General features: G+C 52.0%; 14 protein-coding genes. 7 read left to right on the forward strand and 7 right to left on the reverse strand.

Annotation, left to right across the window (positions count from 1 at the left end; all coding sequences use genetic code 11):
• Positions 1-41: 41 nt before the first annotated feature.
• Together GZZ87_RS08405 and GZZ87_RS08410 are read left to right on the forward strand one after the other, a co-directional pair.
• On the forward strand, positions 42-1,157 hold the full coding sequence (locus GZZ87_RS08405; protein WP_162027546.1) for a DEAD/DEAH box helicase: 1,116 nt from the start codon (positions 42-44) through the stop codon (positions 1,155-1,157).
• An 8-nt stretch (positions 1,158-1,165) separates the two neighbouring features.
• Complete coding sequence (locus GZZ87_RS08410) at positions 1,166-1,648, forward strand: c-type cytochrome (RefSeq protein WP_162027545.1); 483 nt, start codon at positions 1,166-1,168, stop codon at positions 1,646-1,648.
• Between the two features lie 3 nt (positions 1,649-1,651).
• Here GZZ87_RS08410 and GZZ87_RS08415 read toward each other — a convergent pair whose 3' ends face one another.
• Genes GZZ87_RS08415 through GZZ87_RS08430 form a run of 4 tightly spaced genes read right to left on the reverse strand, consistent with a single transcriptional unit; the run spans position 1,652 to position 5,681 of the window.
• Positions 1,652-2,338 (reverse strand): hypothetical protein, encoded by a 687-nt coding sequence (locus tag GZZ87_RS08415; protein WP_162027544.1) that lies wholly within the window; start codon positions 2,336-2,338, stop codon positions 1,652-1,654.
• Positions 2,310-4,481 carry a hypothetical protein gene (locus GZZ87_RS08420; RefSeq protein WP_162027543.1) on the reverse strand — a complete coding sequence of 724 codons (2,172 nt, stop codon included), beginning with the start codon at positions 4,479-4,481 and terminating at the stop codon, positions 2,310-2,312. Before GZZ87_RS08420 ends, GZZ87_RS08415 begins: the two co-directional genes overlap by 29 nt.
• A 2-nt stretch (positions 4,482-4,483) precedes the next feature.
• Positions 4,484-5,149, reverse strand: coding sequence for a prepilin-type N-terminal cleavage/methylation domain-containing protein (locus tag GZZ87_RS08425; protein WP_162027542.1), 666 nt, complete (start codon positions 5,147-5,149; stop codon positions 4,484-4,486).
• 4 nt (positions 5,150-5,153) lie between these two features.
• Positions 5,154-5,681, reverse strand: a complete 528-nt coding sequence (locus tag GZZ87_RS08430; RefSeq protein WP_162027541.1) for a hypothetical protein — start codon at positions 5,679-5,681, stop codon at positions 5,154-5,156.
• A gap of 764 nt (positions 5,682-6,445) precedes the next feature.
• On the opposite strand from GZZ87_RS08430, the gene GZZ87_RS08435 reads away from it, so the two are divergent.
• The 4 genes from GZZ87_RS08435 to GZZ87_RS08450 are packed head-to-tail and all read left to right on the forward strand — an operon-like array spanning position 6,446 to position 12,774.
• Positions 6,446-8,023, forward strand: a complete 1,578-nt coding sequence (locus tag GZZ87_RS08435; protein WP_162027540.1) for a DUF1553 domain-containing protein — start codon at positions 6,446-6,448, stop codon at positions 8,021-8,023.
• An 11-nt stretch (positions 8,024-8,034) separates the two neighbouring features.
• Positions 8,035-9,381, forward strand: a complete 1,347-nt coding sequence (locus GZZ87_RS08440) for a DUF1501 domain-containing protein (protein WP_162027539.1) — start codon at positions 8,035-8,037, stop codon at positions 9,379-9,381.
• 4 nt (positions 9,382-9,385) lie between these two features.
• Positions 9,386-11,584 (forward strand): hypothetical protein, encoded by a 2,199-nt coding sequence (locus tag GZZ87_RS08445; protein WP_162027538.1) that lies wholly within the window; start codon positions 9,386-9,388, stop codon positions 11,582-11,584.
• Positions 11,581-12,774 (forward strand): Rid family hydrolase, encoded by a 1,194-nt coding sequence (locus GZZ87_RS08450; protein WP_162027537.1) that lies wholly within the window; start codon positions 11,581-11,583, stop codon positions 12,772-12,774. Before GZZ87_RS08445 ends, GZZ87_RS08450 begins: the two co-directional genes overlap by 4 nt.
• A gap of 7 nt (positions 12,775-12,781) precedes the next feature.
• On the opposite strand, the gene GZZ87_RS08455 is transcribed toward GZZ87_RS08450, so the two are convergent.
• From GZZ87_RS08455 to yihA, 3 genes are all read right to left on the reverse strand, one after another.
• Entirely contained in the window at positions 12,782-13,747 is a 966-nt protein-coding gene (locus GZZ87_RS08455) for a type II secretion system F family protein (RefSeq protein ID WP_162027536.1), read from the reverse strand.
• Positions 13,748-13,818: 71 nt separating this feature from the next.
• The gene (locus GZZ87_RS08460) at positions 13,819-14,328 is read right to left on the reverse strand and encodes a hypothetical protein (RefSeq protein WP_162027535.1); all 510 of its coding nucleotides are present in this window, start codon (positions 14,326-14,328) and stop codon (positions 13,819-13,821) included.
• 345 nt (positions 14,329-14,673) lie between these two features.
• Complete coding sequence (gene yihA, locus GZZ87_RS08465; protein ID WP_162027534.1) at positions 14,674-15,327, reverse strand: ribosome biogenesis GTP-binding protein YihA/YsxC; 654 nt, start codon at positions 15,325-15,327, stop codon at positions 14,674-14,676.
• A gap of 162 nt (positions 15,328-15,489) precedes the next feature.
• Between yihA and GZZ87_RS08470 the strand changes: the two genes are divergently transcribed.
• Positions 15,490-16,464 (forward strand): bile acid:sodium symporter family protein, encoded by a 975-nt coding sequence (locus GZZ87_RS08470; protein WP_162027533.1) that lies wholly within the window; start codon positions 15,490-15,492, stop codon positions 16,462-16,464.
• The last annotated feature ends 54 nt before the right edge of the window (positions 16,465-16,518 follow it).

Below are 16,518 nucleotides of genomic sequence, written 5' to 3' on the forward strand. Positions count from 1 at the left end.
TTCCGCAGAGATGATTTCGCGAGCCGACAGCAGACAAAACGATGGCAACTACATTTAAACAACTCGGTATTCCTGACGACCTGATTCAAGGCATTGAGGAACTCGGTATCCACACACCTACGCCCATTCAGGAGCACGCGATTCCTTTTTTGATGGCTGATGGTGGTGATTTGATCGCTCAGGCGCAGACTGGCACCGGCAAGACTGCGGCCTTTGGCCTGCCACTTTTGACGAAGGTCGACCCGACTTTTAAAGAGATCCAAGCCCTGATTGTCGCGCCGACCCGTGAGCTTGCGCTGCAAATCGGCAAGCAACTCTTCCGCTATACGAAATATTCGGCTAAGATTTTTACCGAGGTGCTCGCAGGTGGTGATAAGATCGACATCCAGGTGAAGAAGCTCCAGCGCCCGACACAGATCGTTGTGGCAACGCCGGGGCGCTTGATGGATTTGCTCAAGTTGAAGGCGATTCGTTTACAGTCCGTGAAGCATCTAATTTTGGACGAAGCCGACGAGATGCTCAGCATGGGCTTCCAGTCCGAGTTGGAGACGATCTTTAAGGAGACGAAAGACCGTAAGAGCACGTGGTTGTTTTCGGCGACGTTTCAGGCGCGTATCAAGAGCCTTGCGGAAGCGAACATGTCGTCCAAGGCGCACATGCTGAAAATTGATAAAAAGCACGTGGTGAATAAGAATATCGATCACCAGTTCGCGGTATGCTCGCGTGAGGATAAAACCGATTTTATTTATAAATACCTGAAAAACTGTGGCGAGGACCGTGGCTTGATTTTTTGCCGCACGCGCGCAGGAGCTGTATCGCTCGGGCAAGATTTGACCAAGCTCGGATTGGCCGTTGGCGTCTTACAGGGGGACCTGAGCCAGAAGGATCGCGATAAGGTGATGCGCTCGTTTAAGAAGGAGCGCACACAGTTTCTACTCGCTACCGATGTCGCCGCACGCGGCATTGATGTGGAGGGGCTTTCGTTTGTGATCCAGCACCAGTTGCCAGATGCGATGCAATACTACACGCACCGCAGCGGACGCACCGCTCGCGCGGGTAAGAAGGGCGTATCCATCACATTGATCGAGCCGAACGAGCGTCGTAAAATCACTCAGTTAGAAAAAGAACTCGGGCTGAATTTTTCGATGGTTGAGTAGTCTTTCGCATGCGGAATCGTCAGCGTCGTTTATTGCTTTGGAGCAGCCTACTTTGCGGGGCATTCGTTGGCTGTGAGCCTGCTGATCGGCATGCCTCTGTGCAGCCGTTGACGCTCACCCCTGAGGAGATTCAAGAGGGACAACGCGTGGTGCGCTTACACTGCGCGACCTGTCATGGTATCGACGATAAAACACGCGAGACGATGTTGTCGCCGTCGCTCTGGGGGGTGCGTGAGCACTATATTCGCAAGTATCCAGAGCCGGAGGCATTCGTCTCGGCGATGATGGCCTTTCTCGATCATCCGCAGACTGAGTCGAGTTTAATGCCTCTAGCCTCCCAAGAATATGGGTTGATGGCGATGCTACCACTCGATGAGGTGCAACTACGTGCGGCAGTGCGATTAATTTATGCGGGGCACGTGGCTCGCCCACCGTGGGCACGCGACTATGACAAAGCGCATGCCTCGTGTTACGACACGCTTGCTGATTGATTCCTATTCGCTCGGGCTAAACAGGCTCATTGACTTCAAGTAGTTACGAGCATCTTTGTAGTATTGGTCGAAACTGTCACTTGGAGCTTCGATGATAACAATGTGTATCACATCATCGTATAGCACCCAGTTCTCGCCCCGGGTGATGCGCTTTAGTTCATCGGTGCCCACTGGGCCTACGTCCCATGAGTAGCGCAGTGTCAGCGCACGTTTGCCAAAGATTCTGAATTTCGAGCGGCCAGTGGTCACTTCGGGGACTTCTAAGATTTCGAATTGTTGCTGTTCGAATTTGAGACTCAGTCCATTGAGATACGCAGTTAATGTTGCTACGTCTAGTGGATACTTAAAGGCGCTCTTCGGGAAAGAGATCAATTTGATTTTAAAATCCGGAGCTAAGGGGATCTGAAAGCAAGCAGAGACCCCTGGTTCGTTTCTCACCAATCGGTGAGAAGGGATGGGTTTGAGCAAAATGTCAGTTCGTCCTTTTAGCCGAGTTCGATCCAACAGCATGGATTCGTGTTGTTCTTTGTAGTTCGATACAGTATAAGTATCGATTGCCTGCACTGGAATCGTCGGAGGTGTGTTTGCGGCATGTATGGCACTGCCGACTAAGCATAGGCCGCAGAGTGTGATCGCCGCAAGTGCGAGCGAAGGCCGACGGCTAGTAGTAAGTTTTGATGCGTTGCACATATTCTTCGTAAGTATCTTTATTGATGATCTCAAAGTCGACTGCGCGGTATTGTCGAGTGTTGGGGGTGCCTGGTGGCAGGTAGCCTTCGCCAAATTTTTCATGAAAGCCCCAGGCGCGGTTGGGCGGACTGTATACTTCCCCGCCAGCCCAAGGGGCTGTGCCGACTTCACTTTCGAATAGGGCAACAATCGAGCCGCGTATGAGGAAGGTTTTATTACTCCATTTTTCTAGGAAGCGGGGGAAGTTTTCAAGGCCGCCGCTATAACTATTTGATCCTGATTCGCCGGAAGGCACGAGGCCGGTGAGTATCGCTGCGGACACTTCGGTATCTCCTGCGACCCGGTGATCCTTTTTGCCTTTATTACTATCGGCATCATCCCAATCGACACTGAGGAAAGTGATCGAATCTGCGATTAATGCGGCAGGTGCTTCTTCGTCGACTGCGCCGAAATTACTGTTATCAGCCTCTGTCGGAGAACCTGTATCAAGATCGCCATCGGCATTATAGTTACCTTGGACATAGAGCATTTGGTTGGTCGCTAGAGACATGCCATATATGTTGTCATCTTGTGCAAAGCTTGGGTTCGGAATCGTCTCGGCGTTGACGAGCTTAACGCCCCATCCTTCAATGGCTGGGTTTACATTATCGTCTCGATCAGAGCTGCTGTTTTGCTCCGGAAAATCGACATAGACGATCCCATTCCACCATTCTTCGGGCTGGCTGTCGTCACTGCCTGTATCGTCCCAGTCCGCAGCATCATTCTTATCCACCAAGTCTTTGAGGGCACCCACATCAATTTCAATCATATCTAGATCCTCGCCTAAGCGTGCATCATACATTCCGCTGGTGATTGTGCCATCATCCTCAGTGAACGGCTTATACGTTGCGATGTCCGTAGTCGGCTCAAGGCGTCGTGTCGATTGCTTGCCATTGTCATAATATAGTATTGTGTCGTCACTATCGCGGCGAGCAGCTCTATAGCTGATGTTGCCGCTGCTGTCGACCCGAATGATTAGCCCTGCTTTGTAGGCGTATTTCTGCTTTTCAATTTCGTTGAGCCTGGTCGCTTCTGCATAGCCTTCTGGGTCATCGGTCGCTGAGGGGTATGCCAATTCAGATTCGTTGAGTATCGGTTGTATCAGGTTGTAGGCACTGTTGTAGGATTCTTTTTGATCTGTGGAAGAGTCGGTGTCTTCGATATAATCGTTCACACCAACTGGGTTCTGGGCTGATACTCCATGCTCAGATGTCTGAAGGTTTCCACCAAATGCTTGGTTGGTTAGATCAACGAAGTCGTCTACGCCTGTCTCCATCCAGCCGTCAGTGGTTTGTAAGCTGGTTTGCACGCCGCTGCTATTGGTGATCGTGATGTCGCCATTGGAAGTGCCCCCAGTGGCGTCTGGGTGGCGCCCGTGGCTTAGGTCGCCAGCAATGGTTAGTTTTGAGTAGAAGTCGAGAGAGTCGCTTGATTGGAGCCATGTGCTTGTATTGGCATGCACAGGGCCATGAATTTCCATTTGAGCGCCTGGGGCGATTTCGAGTGGAACGTTGTAGAAGATCGCATAGGCGAATAGTGGTGCATCACGCACTTGTAGGAATTGTCGAGCATAGACGGTTGAGGTGCCGACTTGTGTTTGCGCTGCAGTCGCCTTGCTAATCATCTCAATGCTACGCTCGAAGACACGTGTGCCTTTGAGTTCGTCTTGTTCGTTACCTGGAACGAGTGGGTCGATATAGCGCCATTCTCCAGGCGGGATTTGACCACCGATGATCTCAGTGGGCTCAGTGTTGAAGTCGCTTTCAGAGGTGAATACAGTCTTAGTGGGTAGGGTGAGGTGACTGAGGCTGTCAGTATCTGAATGTATCTGTATGAATTCCGATGAGATGTAGAGTGGACTTTTTTCTGGGGATAGTGTGTCAGTTGGAAAGGCGCTTTGATTCTCGAAGCGGCTTTTTAAATCCGCCATACTGGACTGTAATAGGCTTTCGGCGGCCTGTTTTGCTTCATTGTATACGATGGCCTTTTTGTTTAAGCGGAACTCGGTGCTGACGAGTCCGATTACCGAGTAGATCCCGACTCCTATGACAGTCGCGATGATGAGGACTAGAATAAGGCTACTGCCTTGCTTGCGATTGTTCATGATTATCCTCTCGGTGAGATGGTTAGATTGTAGGTGTTCGTGACTTCTTTGACCTTGTTGCCGTGGAGGATTTCCCCATTCACAATAAAGGTGCCATTGCCAAAGTTGCGGAACAGATTGCCGTCGGCGAGCCCCCGGGAAAGCTCTAATACGACATCAGAGGTATCATCACTGTCAGGGAAATGGGTTGCTAGAAATTGCTCAAAATGACTGATGCCGTTAGTGGTGTCGATGGACTGGGGCGTCGAAAAGGTTTTCTCTAGCCGATAGACGGGGCTCTCACCATTCTCATCCGGCGATCTGAAGTATACCACTAGTTTTGTGTAATGCTTGTCGTCATCTTCGTCAGGGTAGGGGTCCATATGGACTAGAACCAGGCAGTCGCCTGTTAATCCACTTTCTTTTTGATCACTTTTGGTGTCACGATCCGAAGGGGCGAAGCTCTCATAGACATAGCCATGGTTGGCTCCTAGGGTTTCGTTGCTGATGCGTGTGGTGAAGCTCCGCACATCGCTACTAATTAAAGACTTGTTAGTCGCCCAGAAGAGATCCTTTGTGCTGCTTAGCAAGAAAGAGGTGAGCGAGCCTAACACAAGGGTTAGAATAGTCGCGGCGACGATGACTTCAGTGAGTGTGAAGCCTTGTTTTTTTTTGAGGGTAGAGTTCATGTGGTCAAAAAGCCTTGATTGTGCTGCGTGCGTTGTGAACCGTGTAGGTGCGTGTTCGTCCGTTGCGCGGATGGTCGTAGGAATACTGAATGGATAACCAAAAACCTTCGTTGTTATCCATTTCTTGTATGTCGGGGATGATCGTCACGTCTAAGGTCTTGGACACTGAACCTGTTGAGTTGGTTACGATTGGCACCTGTAGGAGGTTCGTTTCGCCGAGGAAAACAGTGTGTGGAGTGTTGTCTTCGATGATCATTTCGAAGGTCTCTTTACCTCCGCTCGTGGGCGGACTCTCGAGCAAACTTATGCTGGCACCTTTCATTTGCTCGATCGTGCTGATGGCGACCGTGAGTGCCGTGGCATCATACAAGTTGTCCTCGGCAGTCACTTTGCAAAAGAGCAACCCCTTCATGAACGCAAGTGCAAATAGTGTGAAGAGAAACATGCTGCCCATGACTTCCACTAAAGTGAACGCGGCTACTCGAGAGGAGTTGGTCTTAGCGCTTAAGTGCGTGTTATCTGGAGAGTGCATCGTCTGTTTCTTAGAAAACTCAGGGCATCGGATACACTAAGCAAAGTATGGTGAGTGTAATGATCGGTATGATAGTTCGTCTGCCTAAATAACAGAATTGAACATGTCGTATGACTTACTTGGACTATTTAAGTGTTCGCAGAATTGGCTTGTATGGTGCTGCTAGTTGATATAATCGTTTAGCAACTATTATATGGCACGTGTCAATAAGCGCTGTAGCTTAATGGAGGGTAGGGCTTTGACTTTATTTTTTGACTACGTGGATGGACTTGGATCACCGTCTTGGGCTAGATTTACCACTCGCGCGCCTTTGGTTGACTACTAGGTCTGCTACTGTTGGTGGCATTGATGAAGTCAACGGGGCATGTCGACGATCTGGTGCACTACATCGAGTGGCTTCTTGCTTTTTGATGTTTAGGGCTGATCCGAACCGGGTGAGGCGACCTTTGATCTAGATCATGGTTTCATTCGGCATTTGATGCAGTGGGGGAATGCTCTTGAGAGCATCGCTGTCGTATGCGGATTGGTGGGATGGTATGCGTGATTAGATTTGCCTTAAAACACCAGTCGGTATTTTAATGGGAAGGTCTGCGAAACTTTTCTAGATACTTGTATATTATAGAAGTGGCCCCAGGCGTCTTTTTGGGGCTATAGGCTTTTTATGGTTCTGTCAGTTTCGGGATTTGCCTCAGTCCGCTTTGTCTCATTTTTACCCCCATTGATATTTAACTACGCACTTGTTGCTGACTCTCATTGTGAAATTTATGCGCTCAAGTCTTTCGACATTTTACATGCGTATGCTTTGTGTCGTCGGCCTGCTGTGCTGCGTGCATGCTCAGGGGGCGAAAGAGCAGATCGTCGAGCCGTATGAGTCGGGCAAGCCTGCTCAGATGACCGAGCTGGATCGCCTGTTGCAGTCGAGCCTGTCGGCGGCGGAGCTTCAGTTTGCTGCGAATTGCTCGGATGCCGTTTTTTTGCGGCGCGTGTATCTCGATGTCACGGGGAGTTTACCACCGGCTGATGGGGTGCAGCCCTTTCTGCAGGACCAGAGTGTGTCGAAACGTGCGGAGCTGATTGATGCGTTGCTGGCGAGTGAGGGGTATGCGGTGTATTGGGCGATGCGCTGGAGCGATCTGCTTCGAGTGAAGTCGGAGTTTCCGATCAACCTGTGGCCCAACGCGGCTCAAGCCTATCATGAGTGGATTTATCAATCGTTGCGCGAGAATAAGCCCTATGATGTGTTTGCACGCGAGTTGTTGACCAGTAGTGGAAGCAATTTCAGGCGACCGGAGGTGAATTTCTATCGGGCAGTGCAGGGGCAGGATGCTGCCTCGCTCGCACAGGCGGCGGCGTTGGCCTTTATGGGCACACGCTTGGAAAACTGGCCGGAGTCGGAGCGCCTCGAATTTGAGCAATTTTTCAGTCGTATCGCATTTAAGCCGACGGCGGAGTGGAAGGAAGAGATCGTGTATGTTGATCCTGAGCCGTTTACCGAGCTCGCTCTGGTCACGCCGGATGGCGAGGCGATTCAGATGCCAGCCACGGGCGATCCGCGCGAGGTGTTTGCGGATTGGTTAATCCAGCCGCAGAACGCATGGTTCGCGCGTAATATGGTGAACCGGCAGTGGGCCTGGTTGATGGGGCGCGGGATGATTCATGAGCCGGATGATATCCGTGCGGATAACTTGCCGACGCATCCCGAGCTGCTCGGCTACTTAGAGCGTGAGTTGGTCGAGTCGGGATACGATATGAAGCATGTCTTACGTGTGATTCTAAATTCTCGAGCCTATCAACAGTCCTCGTTGCCGAGTGGCGATCCTGTCTCGGCAGCGGAGCACTTTGCCTGCTATCCTGTGCGCCGCTTGGATGCTGAAGTGCTGGCGGATGTGCTCTGTGGATTGACGGGGACGGAAGAGACCTATGTGAGTATGATCCCCGAACCGTTTACTTACATCCCCAGTGATACGCGCACGATAGCGATTGCGGATGGCAGTATTAGTAGCCCGTTTTTACAACTGTTTGGCCGACCTTCGCGTGATACGGGTTTGTTTGCGGAGCGGGATTCTTCAATGACTGATAAGCAGGCACTGCACATGCTGAACTCTTCGCATGTCTTGAAAAAAATTAATAAGTCGACGTGGATTCGACAGGTGTCGAAGGGGACGCTGGATCGTGAGAAATTGACGCCGCTGTATCTTGCATTTTACGGGCGCAAGCCAATGGATGCGGAAGTGCGTATTGCTCAACAATATTGTGCGGGGAAGGGCAAAAAACGTTGGGCCGCGACTCAGGATCTAATCTGGGCGATGATGAACTCGAAAGAATTTCTGTATAATCACTAGGAGGCGCTGTTATGAAATATAGTTACGAAACTCTGACACGTCGCGAAGCAATACAGCGTGGGCTCCTCTATGCTGCCGGAGCCGCGGGGTTGAGTCGCCTGCCGCTGTCGGCGATCACTACGCCGAATCAGATTAAGCCGCGGGCCAAAGCAGTGATCCAGATCTGGCTCTGGGGTGGCCCTGCGCATTTGGATACCTTTGATCCAAAGCCGGAAGCGGGGGCGGATTACTGTGGCCCGTTTGCGGATCCGATCGAGACGAATGTCTCGGGGATGCGGATCAATCAACTCATGCCACAGCTCGCGCAGCAGGCGGATAAATACAGTCTAATTCGTGGCATGACGCATGGTGTGAATGCGCACGAAACGGCGTCTTACCTGACGCAGACTGGCCATATGCCGAGCCGCTATGTGCACCCGACGATGGGTGCAGTGGTGAATTATTTTAAAGGTGAGCGTGTCGGTTACGATGGAGTCGTGCCGCCGTATGTGGTGCTGACTCGTCCGCAGGGGCGCTTTTCAGAATCAGGCTTTCTGGGCTCGCAGTATCAACCGTTCTCAACGGGCGGCGACCCGAATAAGGAGGTGTTTGCCGTAGAGGGCATCGTGGCCGAAGGGATCTCAGATAAGCGACAGGCCGCGCGTCGTCAGCTTCTCGGGCAGATGGATCTGTTGGGACGGAACCTGGGCGAGTGTGTGGAGTTTCAGCAGTATGATTCAGCTCAAGCGGAGGCGTATCAATTAATCCTCGGTGAATCGCGTGGCATTTTTAATTTAGGCCAAGAGGATGATGTGATTCGTGAACGCTATGGTCGCAACAACTTCGGACAAAGCTGTCTGATGGCGCGGCGCTTAGTGGAGAATGGCGTGCCTTACGTGACGATTAATTATCGAGGATGGGACACGCACAAGGGGCACTTTAATTTAATGAATCGGATGCTTCCGGAACTGGACCAAGGCGTAGCGAATTTACTGCAGGATCTCTCAGCTCGTGGTTTGCTGGATAGCACGATTGTTTGGGTCGGTGGTGAATTTGGGCGCACGCCTAAGGTGCAGTGGGAGCCGCCTTGGAGTGGTGGCCGTGGGCATTTTGGAAATTGTTTCTCGACGATGATTGCTGGCGGCGGTTTTGCGGGTGGCAATGTGGTCGGCGAGTCCGATGCGCGTGGCGAAGAAGTGAGCGATCGTCCCGTTTATCCGGTCGATCTACTTGGCAGTATGTATGAGTTGATGGGGATCGACCCTGAGGCGAAATTGCCGAACCCGCATGATGTTGAGATGACTGTGCTTGCGAAGGAATCGGATCAGTCAGTCAAGCGTGCGGGGCTTCTGCGAGAAATCATGCCCAGCGTGTCGTAATCAGATGAATACGATACGGTCACTTTTTCTTTTCTTGGTGCTATTGCCTTTCGGGGTATTCGCTCAGCAGGCCCAGACCAATGCGTATCTCGGCTATGCGTATCCTTCTGGCGGGCAGGTCGGGGAGACATTTCGAGTGTTGTTGGGCGGGCGGTATCTCAATGGTGCGCAGTCTGTAATCGTGAGCGGCGAAGGGGTGGAGGTGAAGGTCGTTCAACACTATGGCGCGCTTCGAAATCTGAACGGTGGGCGTAAGACGATACTCAAGATGTCTATCGCTAAGCGAGAGTTCGAACTGACTGGTAAGGCGATTCCGAAATATATCATTAAATCCTATGAGAAGCTGACTCCTGCCGAGCTTGAGAAAGACAAGATGCCACCGAGTGCCGTGTTCGATGGTATCGAGCAGATGGATGAGCAGGAGCTGTTGGCATTGAAGGCGTATCTGGACACATTTAACTTGCGGCAGTATAATGCGCAGATCGCTGAGCAGGTTGCCCTTGAGGTGACGATTGCTGCGGATGCATCGCTAGGCTATCGGGAGATGCGTATCCTCTCGAAGTCCGGGCTGAGTAATCCGATTCGTTTTCAAGTGAGTCGTGTGTCTGAATTTTTCGAGCGTGAGCCGAATGACGATGCCAGCTCATACTCCAGCTCTGCGCTTGTGGAACAGTTGCCTGCTGTGATCAACGGGCAGGTGATGCCTGGCGATGTGGATCGTTTTTTGTTTCACTTTGAACCAGGGCAACGCGTCTGCTTCGATTTGATGGCGCGCCGATTGATACCGTATGTGGCTGATGCCGTGCCTGGCTGGTTTCAAGCCACGTTGGCCATATTCGATCAGAATGGCACACGACTGGCCTATGTGGACGATACCTATGGCGACCCGGACCCTCGGCTCGACTTTACGTTTACACGTGGTGGCACGTATTTGGTCGAGGTGCGTGATGCGATTTATCGCGGACGCGAGAATTTCGTGTATCGACTATTTGTCTCCAGCAATCCGCTCCCTGAAAATACGCTGCAGCATACGGACGTCGATTATAAGGCAAAGCCGTTGCCGTTGCTGAAAGAAGACGAGCCGAATTACACCCCCCTCAATGCAGATACTGTGAGTCTGCCGCAAATGGTGGTTGGGCGAATCGATGAGCCGGGCGATGTCGATCTGTATGCTTTTAATGGGCGGGCGGGCGAGACTTTGATCGCTAAAGTCGAGGCGCGCTATTTTGACTCGCCGATGGATTCATTGCTACGCCTGTTCAGCCCGCACGGTGAGATGTTGGCGTTGAATGATGATCATGTGGATAAGCGTAAGCACTTGCATCTGGGGCCAGGTTTGATGACGCACTATGCAGACTCGTATTTGTCGTATGAGTTACCCGAAGATGGACGGTATTTGATCTCGATCGAGGATGTGCAACGTAATGGTGGAACCGCTTATAAATATCGCTTGCGTCTTTCGAATCCGATTCCGGACTTTGAAGCACGTGTTTCGCCATCGAGTCTCAATGTTCGGCCGACAGGTTACACCCCGTTGCGCTTCTATGTGAATCGGATGGACGGCTTTGATGGGGCGGTTGAATTTCGCTTAGTGGATCCGCCCGAAGGTATGTATTTAAACCATGCTCGTGTCGAGTCTGGGCAAAATGAAGTGTGGGCGACCTTGGAGTGGCATGGTGGGGCTAAATTGAAGTTAGAGAAATTCCAGCTGGAGAAATTACAGATCGAGGCTGTCGCTGGATCTGAAGATCGAACGGTTAGCCGACTGGCTGTCCCTGCGGATAATAGCATGCAGGCCTTTCTCTGGCGGCACTTGTTGCCAGCTCAAGAGCTCTATGCGTTATCGTTTTCGAACTACCAACGACTGGTATTTGCGCCAGATGTCGTGAAGGTGTCGATTGACTTTTCTGCGGGTCAAACTGTGAGTGTCGTGCTTCCAGTCTCGCGTATGCCCAATAAGGCCAAGTTGATTAAATTCCGACTGTTGCAGGCGCCTGAAGGAGTGACGCTGTCTGAGTCTGGTATCGAGGAAGATGGTATTCATCTACAGTTTAAGTGTGCGGAAGCACTCGCTATAGTAGGCTCTAAGGGGAACTTAATCGTTGAGGTGGTTGATAGTCGTTCGAATCAAAAAACGAAGAAGACTTCCAACTATTCGATCGGCGTGTTACCAGCGATACCGTATCAAATTTCTAAACCATGAAAACGCTCCATCCGCTCCAATTAGTGAAAGCATCGATTCCGTATACTTCAGACGAGGCCTTGATCCACGCTGCATCGTTCATTGGACGAGGTGGGCTGACGGAATATCATTTAATGATTCAGCCTAACCTGAGTGGCAATTTTGAGTTGCAGCTGGAACGTGTTGCAGAGGCATATGCGTATGCACTTTCGCACTTAGGACTCGATCCAGACGGAGCCGTGCTGCGGCGTTTTTTCTGTAGTGATCCTGCCAATCAGCAAGCGATCTTGGAGGGGCACCCATTGGCAGATCTTGAAGCGCCATGCGTGGCGTCATTCGTTGGGCAACCGCCGTTGACTGGTGGCAAAGTCGCGCTCTGGGCCTATCATGTGCAGTCGACCGACGGTGATTTGCGCAAGCGTCGAACGGGCAACACGCTAGCGTGGGAGCGTGGAGCGCTAACGCATTATTGGACAACGAATCTCGTCGATGCCACTGCGTCAGATTCGTATGCGCAGACGCATACCATCTTCGAAGACTATGTGAGTTTCTTGGAGCAACGTAAGATGACGCTCGCGCTCAATGTCGTGCGCACATGGTTGTATGTGCGCGATGTGGATTCGAATTATGAGGGCTTGGTCGATGCGCGCCGTGAATTATTTCTGGAGCATGGCTTAACGCCACAAACGAACTATATCGCCAGCACCGGTATTGAAGGCCGCTCGGCGCAGGCCGCAGTGAAGGTGTCGATGGATGCGTATGCTGTGGCAGGATTGCTGCCTGAGCAGATCCGTTTCTTGCAGGCGCCAGACCACCTCGGCCCGACGCACCTGTATGGGGTGAGCTTCGAGCGTGCGACGGCGACGCGTTATCGTGACCGCCAGCACATTTATATTTCTGGAACCGCGAGTATTAATCCCGCAGGCGAAATACTGCACGAAGGCGACGTGCTCGGTCAGTTGAGCCGAACACTTCTAAATATCGAAGCGTTGCTGCAGGATACGTCGGCCGATTTGGATGCGGTCGCACACTTTATCGTGTATCTGCGCGACCCCGATGATGCCGAACGAGTCAACGCCGTCTTAAAAGCGCGCTTCCCCGATACACCAATGGTCGTGGTCTGGGCACCCGTGTGTCGTCCTGGTTGGTTGATCGAGATCGAAGCCATCGCGATCACCGGGTATGAGGATGAGGCGTTGCCAGTGTATTGAGCTAGTGTTATTCAGCTAGTTCGCTGAGCAGATCCAAATAGCCGCCGTAAACTTGGAAAATCGTGAAGACGATGAATGCGGCGACGCAGGCAAAGAGTAGTGTGGGATAAACGATGGAGGCGTAGGTCATCGCGTGGTTGGCCTGTGTTTGATATTGTTGGCCGCTCTTAAGCATCATCTGGTCGAGTTTGCCGCTTTGGGTGCCGGCTGCGTAGAAGGCGACGAAGTCGGGCGGAAAGATTTTATGTGATTTCAGCTGTGTGGCGGGGTCTGCGCCTGCGGCAAAGGTCGGCTCCATCGCGCGGTAGGCGCGTGTGATGGATGGATCGTGTGCGATGCGTGCTGAGCCTCCCCATGCGCTGTCCATTGGCACGCCGGCGTCGATGAAGGTGCCGAGTGCGTAGGCGAAGTCGGCGAGTGCCTGTGCTTTGCTGTAACGCCGGAGCAGAGGAATGCCGCGCAGAATACGCGGCAGCATCGGGTTGTCGGTTTTAACTAGAAAGAGTATGAGTGCGATGAGTGCCCAGAGTGGGCCGATGAGTAGTGAGCTTTGCAGTAGGTGTTGTTTGGCATCCCAAGTGAATCCTACTTCGTAGTCGATCATTCGAACGACTGGCAGCACGAGGGCGGCGATGTGATAGACGCCGAGTGGGTAGAGTATGCCGAGTATGACTTTGAGCTGATTCGCTCCGATACGCTCGTGGCGGTCGGAGAGGTTGCGTAAGGTCTGTGGGAGCCGACCGGTTTCCATTGCTGTGCTGATGAAGACGCGGTCGGCCTTCGGTAGCCAAGCAGGTGCAGTGTTCATGACTGCCTCTATTGGAGTGCCTGCTTCGATTAAAGCACTCATCCTGAATCGATCTTTGACTGATGGGCCAGTGCAGACTGAGAGCGCCTCCGCTAGCATCGTGCCGGATTCGAGGTGCTCGGCCAGTTGCAGATACCAGTTGGACAGCAGTTTGTGGGAAATCATTTCGGGGAAGTGGGAAGTGGGAAGTGGGAAGTGGGAAGTGAAAAGTGGAGAGGTAGACTGGAGAGCCGAGGCTACTTTTCTAGTTCGCGCTCGAGTTGTTCGAGGCGCTTGAGCTTTTCTTTGACGCGTTGGCGGTAGCGGTGTTGCCGTTCGGCGTTGTTCTTCAGTTTGTGAGCCTCGCTCTTCTTCGGGCGTCCTCGGCGTAGTTGGATTACGTTTGTGGGGATCGTGAAGAGATTTCGCTGTCGAAATGCTTCTGGTGTGAGGCTTAAGTCGATTGCGTCGTCGGTGATGGGTGTATCCGCCACTCGGTGGGACTGTGTCACCCAGTCTGGTGCGGTGGTATTCGTGAGTTGGCAAATCCAGTCCACGTAAGCGGCTAGATACGCATCACAGTAGCCTTGGTCTTTGAGACGTGAACGTAGTAGCGGTGGTGCGTCTTGAATCCGTTTGAGCAGTTCTTTGCGTGAGGATACCTCCTTTAACTCGGCCTGCCAGAGGCGCAGATTGCTTGCTAAATCACTCGCCTGATTGATATCGAAGGTGACTTCGGCGGCGGTTCTGGGAGGCGAGAGAGGCATGGGCAGTGATCTAGTCAGGTCGTTTTTGTTTTTATGCTATTACGTAACGTAAAAATAAAGAATAAAGTGCAGAGATGCATCTCGACCCTTTCATTGGGCAGTCATCCTAAACCGATTTACGCATGGGGTCAAATGCTGTAAGTAGCTGAGAGTCATTGCATTGATGTGTATTTTTAGGAGCCGGGAATGGACGTTGATTCACGTGAATTAACGAGGTCGCCAGATGGCGCCTGACTGAATTCCGCTTCTTGACATTCAGCATATCAAAAACTCGAAATATCAGTGCGAACTGATCCTGTAGGTTTGAATGAGAGCGCCCCGTCGATGTGGGAATCCCGCGCGTGCCTACCGCTTCTTTTTCTGCATCCAACCCAAAGATATGGGCTGCTGGTTTTTGGTCTTTTTAACCTTCGGTAGCATCGTCTCAATGAATTGGAGGATCTCGTTGCGCCCGGCGCGGGTTTTCGCAGAGCAGCTAAAGGCTTTGACGGCTTGAATGCCCCATTCGTCTAATTTCTGGAGGAATTGTTGCGCGTGATTCTCTACAGTCGTATCCGAGCTTTTGTCCGATTTGGTGAAGACAATCGAAACGGGGAGTTTGCAGGCTTGCAGCCATTCGATAAAGGCGAGGTCGCCTTCGAGTGGTTCCATACGGGAGTCCACCAGCGCAAACACATGCTTTAGGTTTTCCCGCTCCGTGAGATAGCCGCTCACATTGATGTTGAAATCGTTTTGCTTGGCCTTGGAAAGCCGTGCGTAGCCATAGCCGGGGAGATCAACGAGGCTCCATGTCTTGTTGATGTCGAAGAAATTGATGAGCTGCGTCTTGCCGGGCACACTGGATGTTTTCGCGAGCTCTTTCTTGCCAGTGAGCATGTTGATGAGCGAGGACTTGCCTACATTAGAGCGGCCGACAAATGCGAATTCAGGCTGCCAAGAGGGCGGGCATGCTTCGAGGTCGAGTGCGCTGGTGCGGAAGGTGGCGGTTTCAATTCTCATGATTGTCGAGGGGATTAGAGTGAAAGTAGTTCAAATGCAAAATATAAAGAAAGCGCGATTTTCGCAGGTCGTGTTTGTAATGCAGGTGAACCCTCTTGTCCATTCGACTGTGTGTGAGTGCTTTACTCGTAGGTTGCTTGCAACATAGTCGCAGGTTTGGTGATGAAGAAATTACTACGGACAAATGGGTTTATACTGTGCCTCTTGATGGGGGTTGGGCTCGCCATTTGCTGTCCTGAACCCGCGACCAAGGGTGGCTTTCTGCATACTGAGTGGACGACGCAGTTAGGTGTGGCTCTAATTTTCTTCTTGCAGGGGCTTTCCTTGCCGACGCGTTCGTTGGCGGCGGGCTATAAGCCGAAGCGTCTCCATGTGTTCGTTCTTTCGTGGAATTACCTCTGGTTTCCTGTGGTGATGGGCGTGTTGCTCATTCCGCTGTCTTTACTGCTAACGCCGGAATTGTGCGTTGGCTTTTGGTTGTTGTCGATTTTACCAACGACGGTGGCCTCGGCGATCGCATTTACTTCGATTGCGGAGGGCAATACCGCCAATGCAATTTTTTCGACGATCTTTTCGAATCTATTGGCGGTGTTGATCGTGCCGACTGTTGCAGTGGCTTATTTGGCGAGTGAGACTGCGATTGAGATCTCTTTGACGGGGATTTTTGTGAGCTTAGCTCGGCTGTTGGTGTTGCCACTGATCGTCGGGCAGGTCGCTCGTCAATTTATGCGTGCGTTGGCAGGTCGTATGGCAAAGACAGCGAAGCCGATCAGTAGTGGCATTATTATCTTTATTGTGCATGCCGCGTTTGCGCAGAGTGTGAGCTCGGGACTGTTGGATGAGCTATCCATCGGGCTCATCTTTGCAGTCGCTGTCGGCATTGGGGCGGTCATGTTGGCTACCTGTGCACTGGTTTGGTGGAGTTCGTCGTGGTTGAGCGTGACACGTTCGCAGCGAATTGCCGCCTTCTTTTGCGCGAGCCAGAAATCCATGGCCACGGGCTTGCCGCTGGCGTCCTCCATTTTATTGGCTGCCCCAGGAGTGATTGACCCTGCGATGGTGTTGATTCCAATGATCTGCTTTCACCCCTTGCAATTGATGTTTGCCGGAGTGCTTGCCGGGCGATTGCGGAAGTAGGGGCGAACTTGGGAGGGATGGCCTCCGCGCCGTCAGCGGAGCTTCAGCACAGAT

It is taken from the genome of Lentimonas sp. CC4, from assembly GCF_902728235.1.
Classification (GTDB): domain Bacteria; phylum Verrucomicrobiota; class Verrucomicrobiia; order Opitutales; family Coraliomargaritaceae; genus Lentimonas.

Bases quoted from the DNA above. Each gene is read 5' to 3' on its own strand.
- GZZ87_RS08410 (WP_162027545.1), top strand. From the start codon at position 1,166: ATGCGGAATCGTCAGCGTCGTTTATTGCTTTGGAGCAGCCTACTTTGC.
- GZZ87_RS08430 (WP_162027541.1), bottom strand. From the start codon at position 5,681: ATGCACTCTCCAGATAACACGCACTTAAGCGCTAAGACCAACTCCTCT.
- GZZ87_RS08425 (WP_162027542.1), bottom strand. From the start codon at position 5,149: ATGAACTCTACCCTCAAAAAAAAACAAGGCTTCACACTCACTGAAGTC.
- GZZ87_RS08470 (WP_162027533.1), top strand. From the start codon at position 15,490: ATGAAGAAATTACTACGGACAAATGGGTTTATACTGTGCCTCTTGATG.
- GZZ87_RS08420 (WP_162027543.1), bottom strand. From the start codon at position 4,481: ATGAACAATCGCAAGCAAGGCAGTAGCCTTATTCTAGTCCTCATCATC.
- GZZ87_RS08455 (WP_162027536.1), bottom strand. From the start codon at position 13,747: ATGATTTCCCACAAACTGCTGTCCAACTGGTATCTGCAACTGGCCGAG.
- GZZ87_RS08460 (WP_162027535.1), bottom strand. From the start codon at position 14,328: ATGCCTCTCTCGCCTCCCAGAACCGCCGCCGAAGTCACCTTCGATATC.
- GZZ87_RS08450 (WP_162027537.1), top strand. From the start codon at position 11,581: ATGAAAACGCTCCATCCGCTCCAATTAGTGAAAGCATCGATTCCGTAT.
- GZZ87_RS08405 (WP_162027546.1), top strand. From the start codon at position 42: ATGGCAACTACATTTAAACAACTCGGTATTCCTGACGACCTGATTCAA.
- GZZ87_RS08445 (WP_162027538.1), top strand. From the start codon at position 9,386: ATGAATACGATACGGTCACTTTTTCTTTTCTTGGTGCTATTGCCTTTC.
- GZZ87_RS08440 (WP_162027539.1), top strand. From the start codon at position 8,035: ATGAAATATAGTTACGAAACTCTGACACGTCGCGAAGCAATACAGCGT.
- GZZ87_RS08435 (WP_162027540.1), top strand. From the start codon at position 6,446: ATGCGCTCAAGTCTTTCGACATTTTACATGCGTATGCTTTGTGTCGTC.
- GZZ87_RS08415 (WP_162027544.1), bottom strand. From the start codon at position 2,338: ATGTGCAACGCATCAAAACTTACTACTAGCCGTCGGCCTTCGCTCGCA.
- yihA (WP_162027534.1), bottom strand. From the start codon at position 15,327: ATGAGAATTGAAACCGCCACCTTCCGCACCAGCGCACTCGACCTCGAA.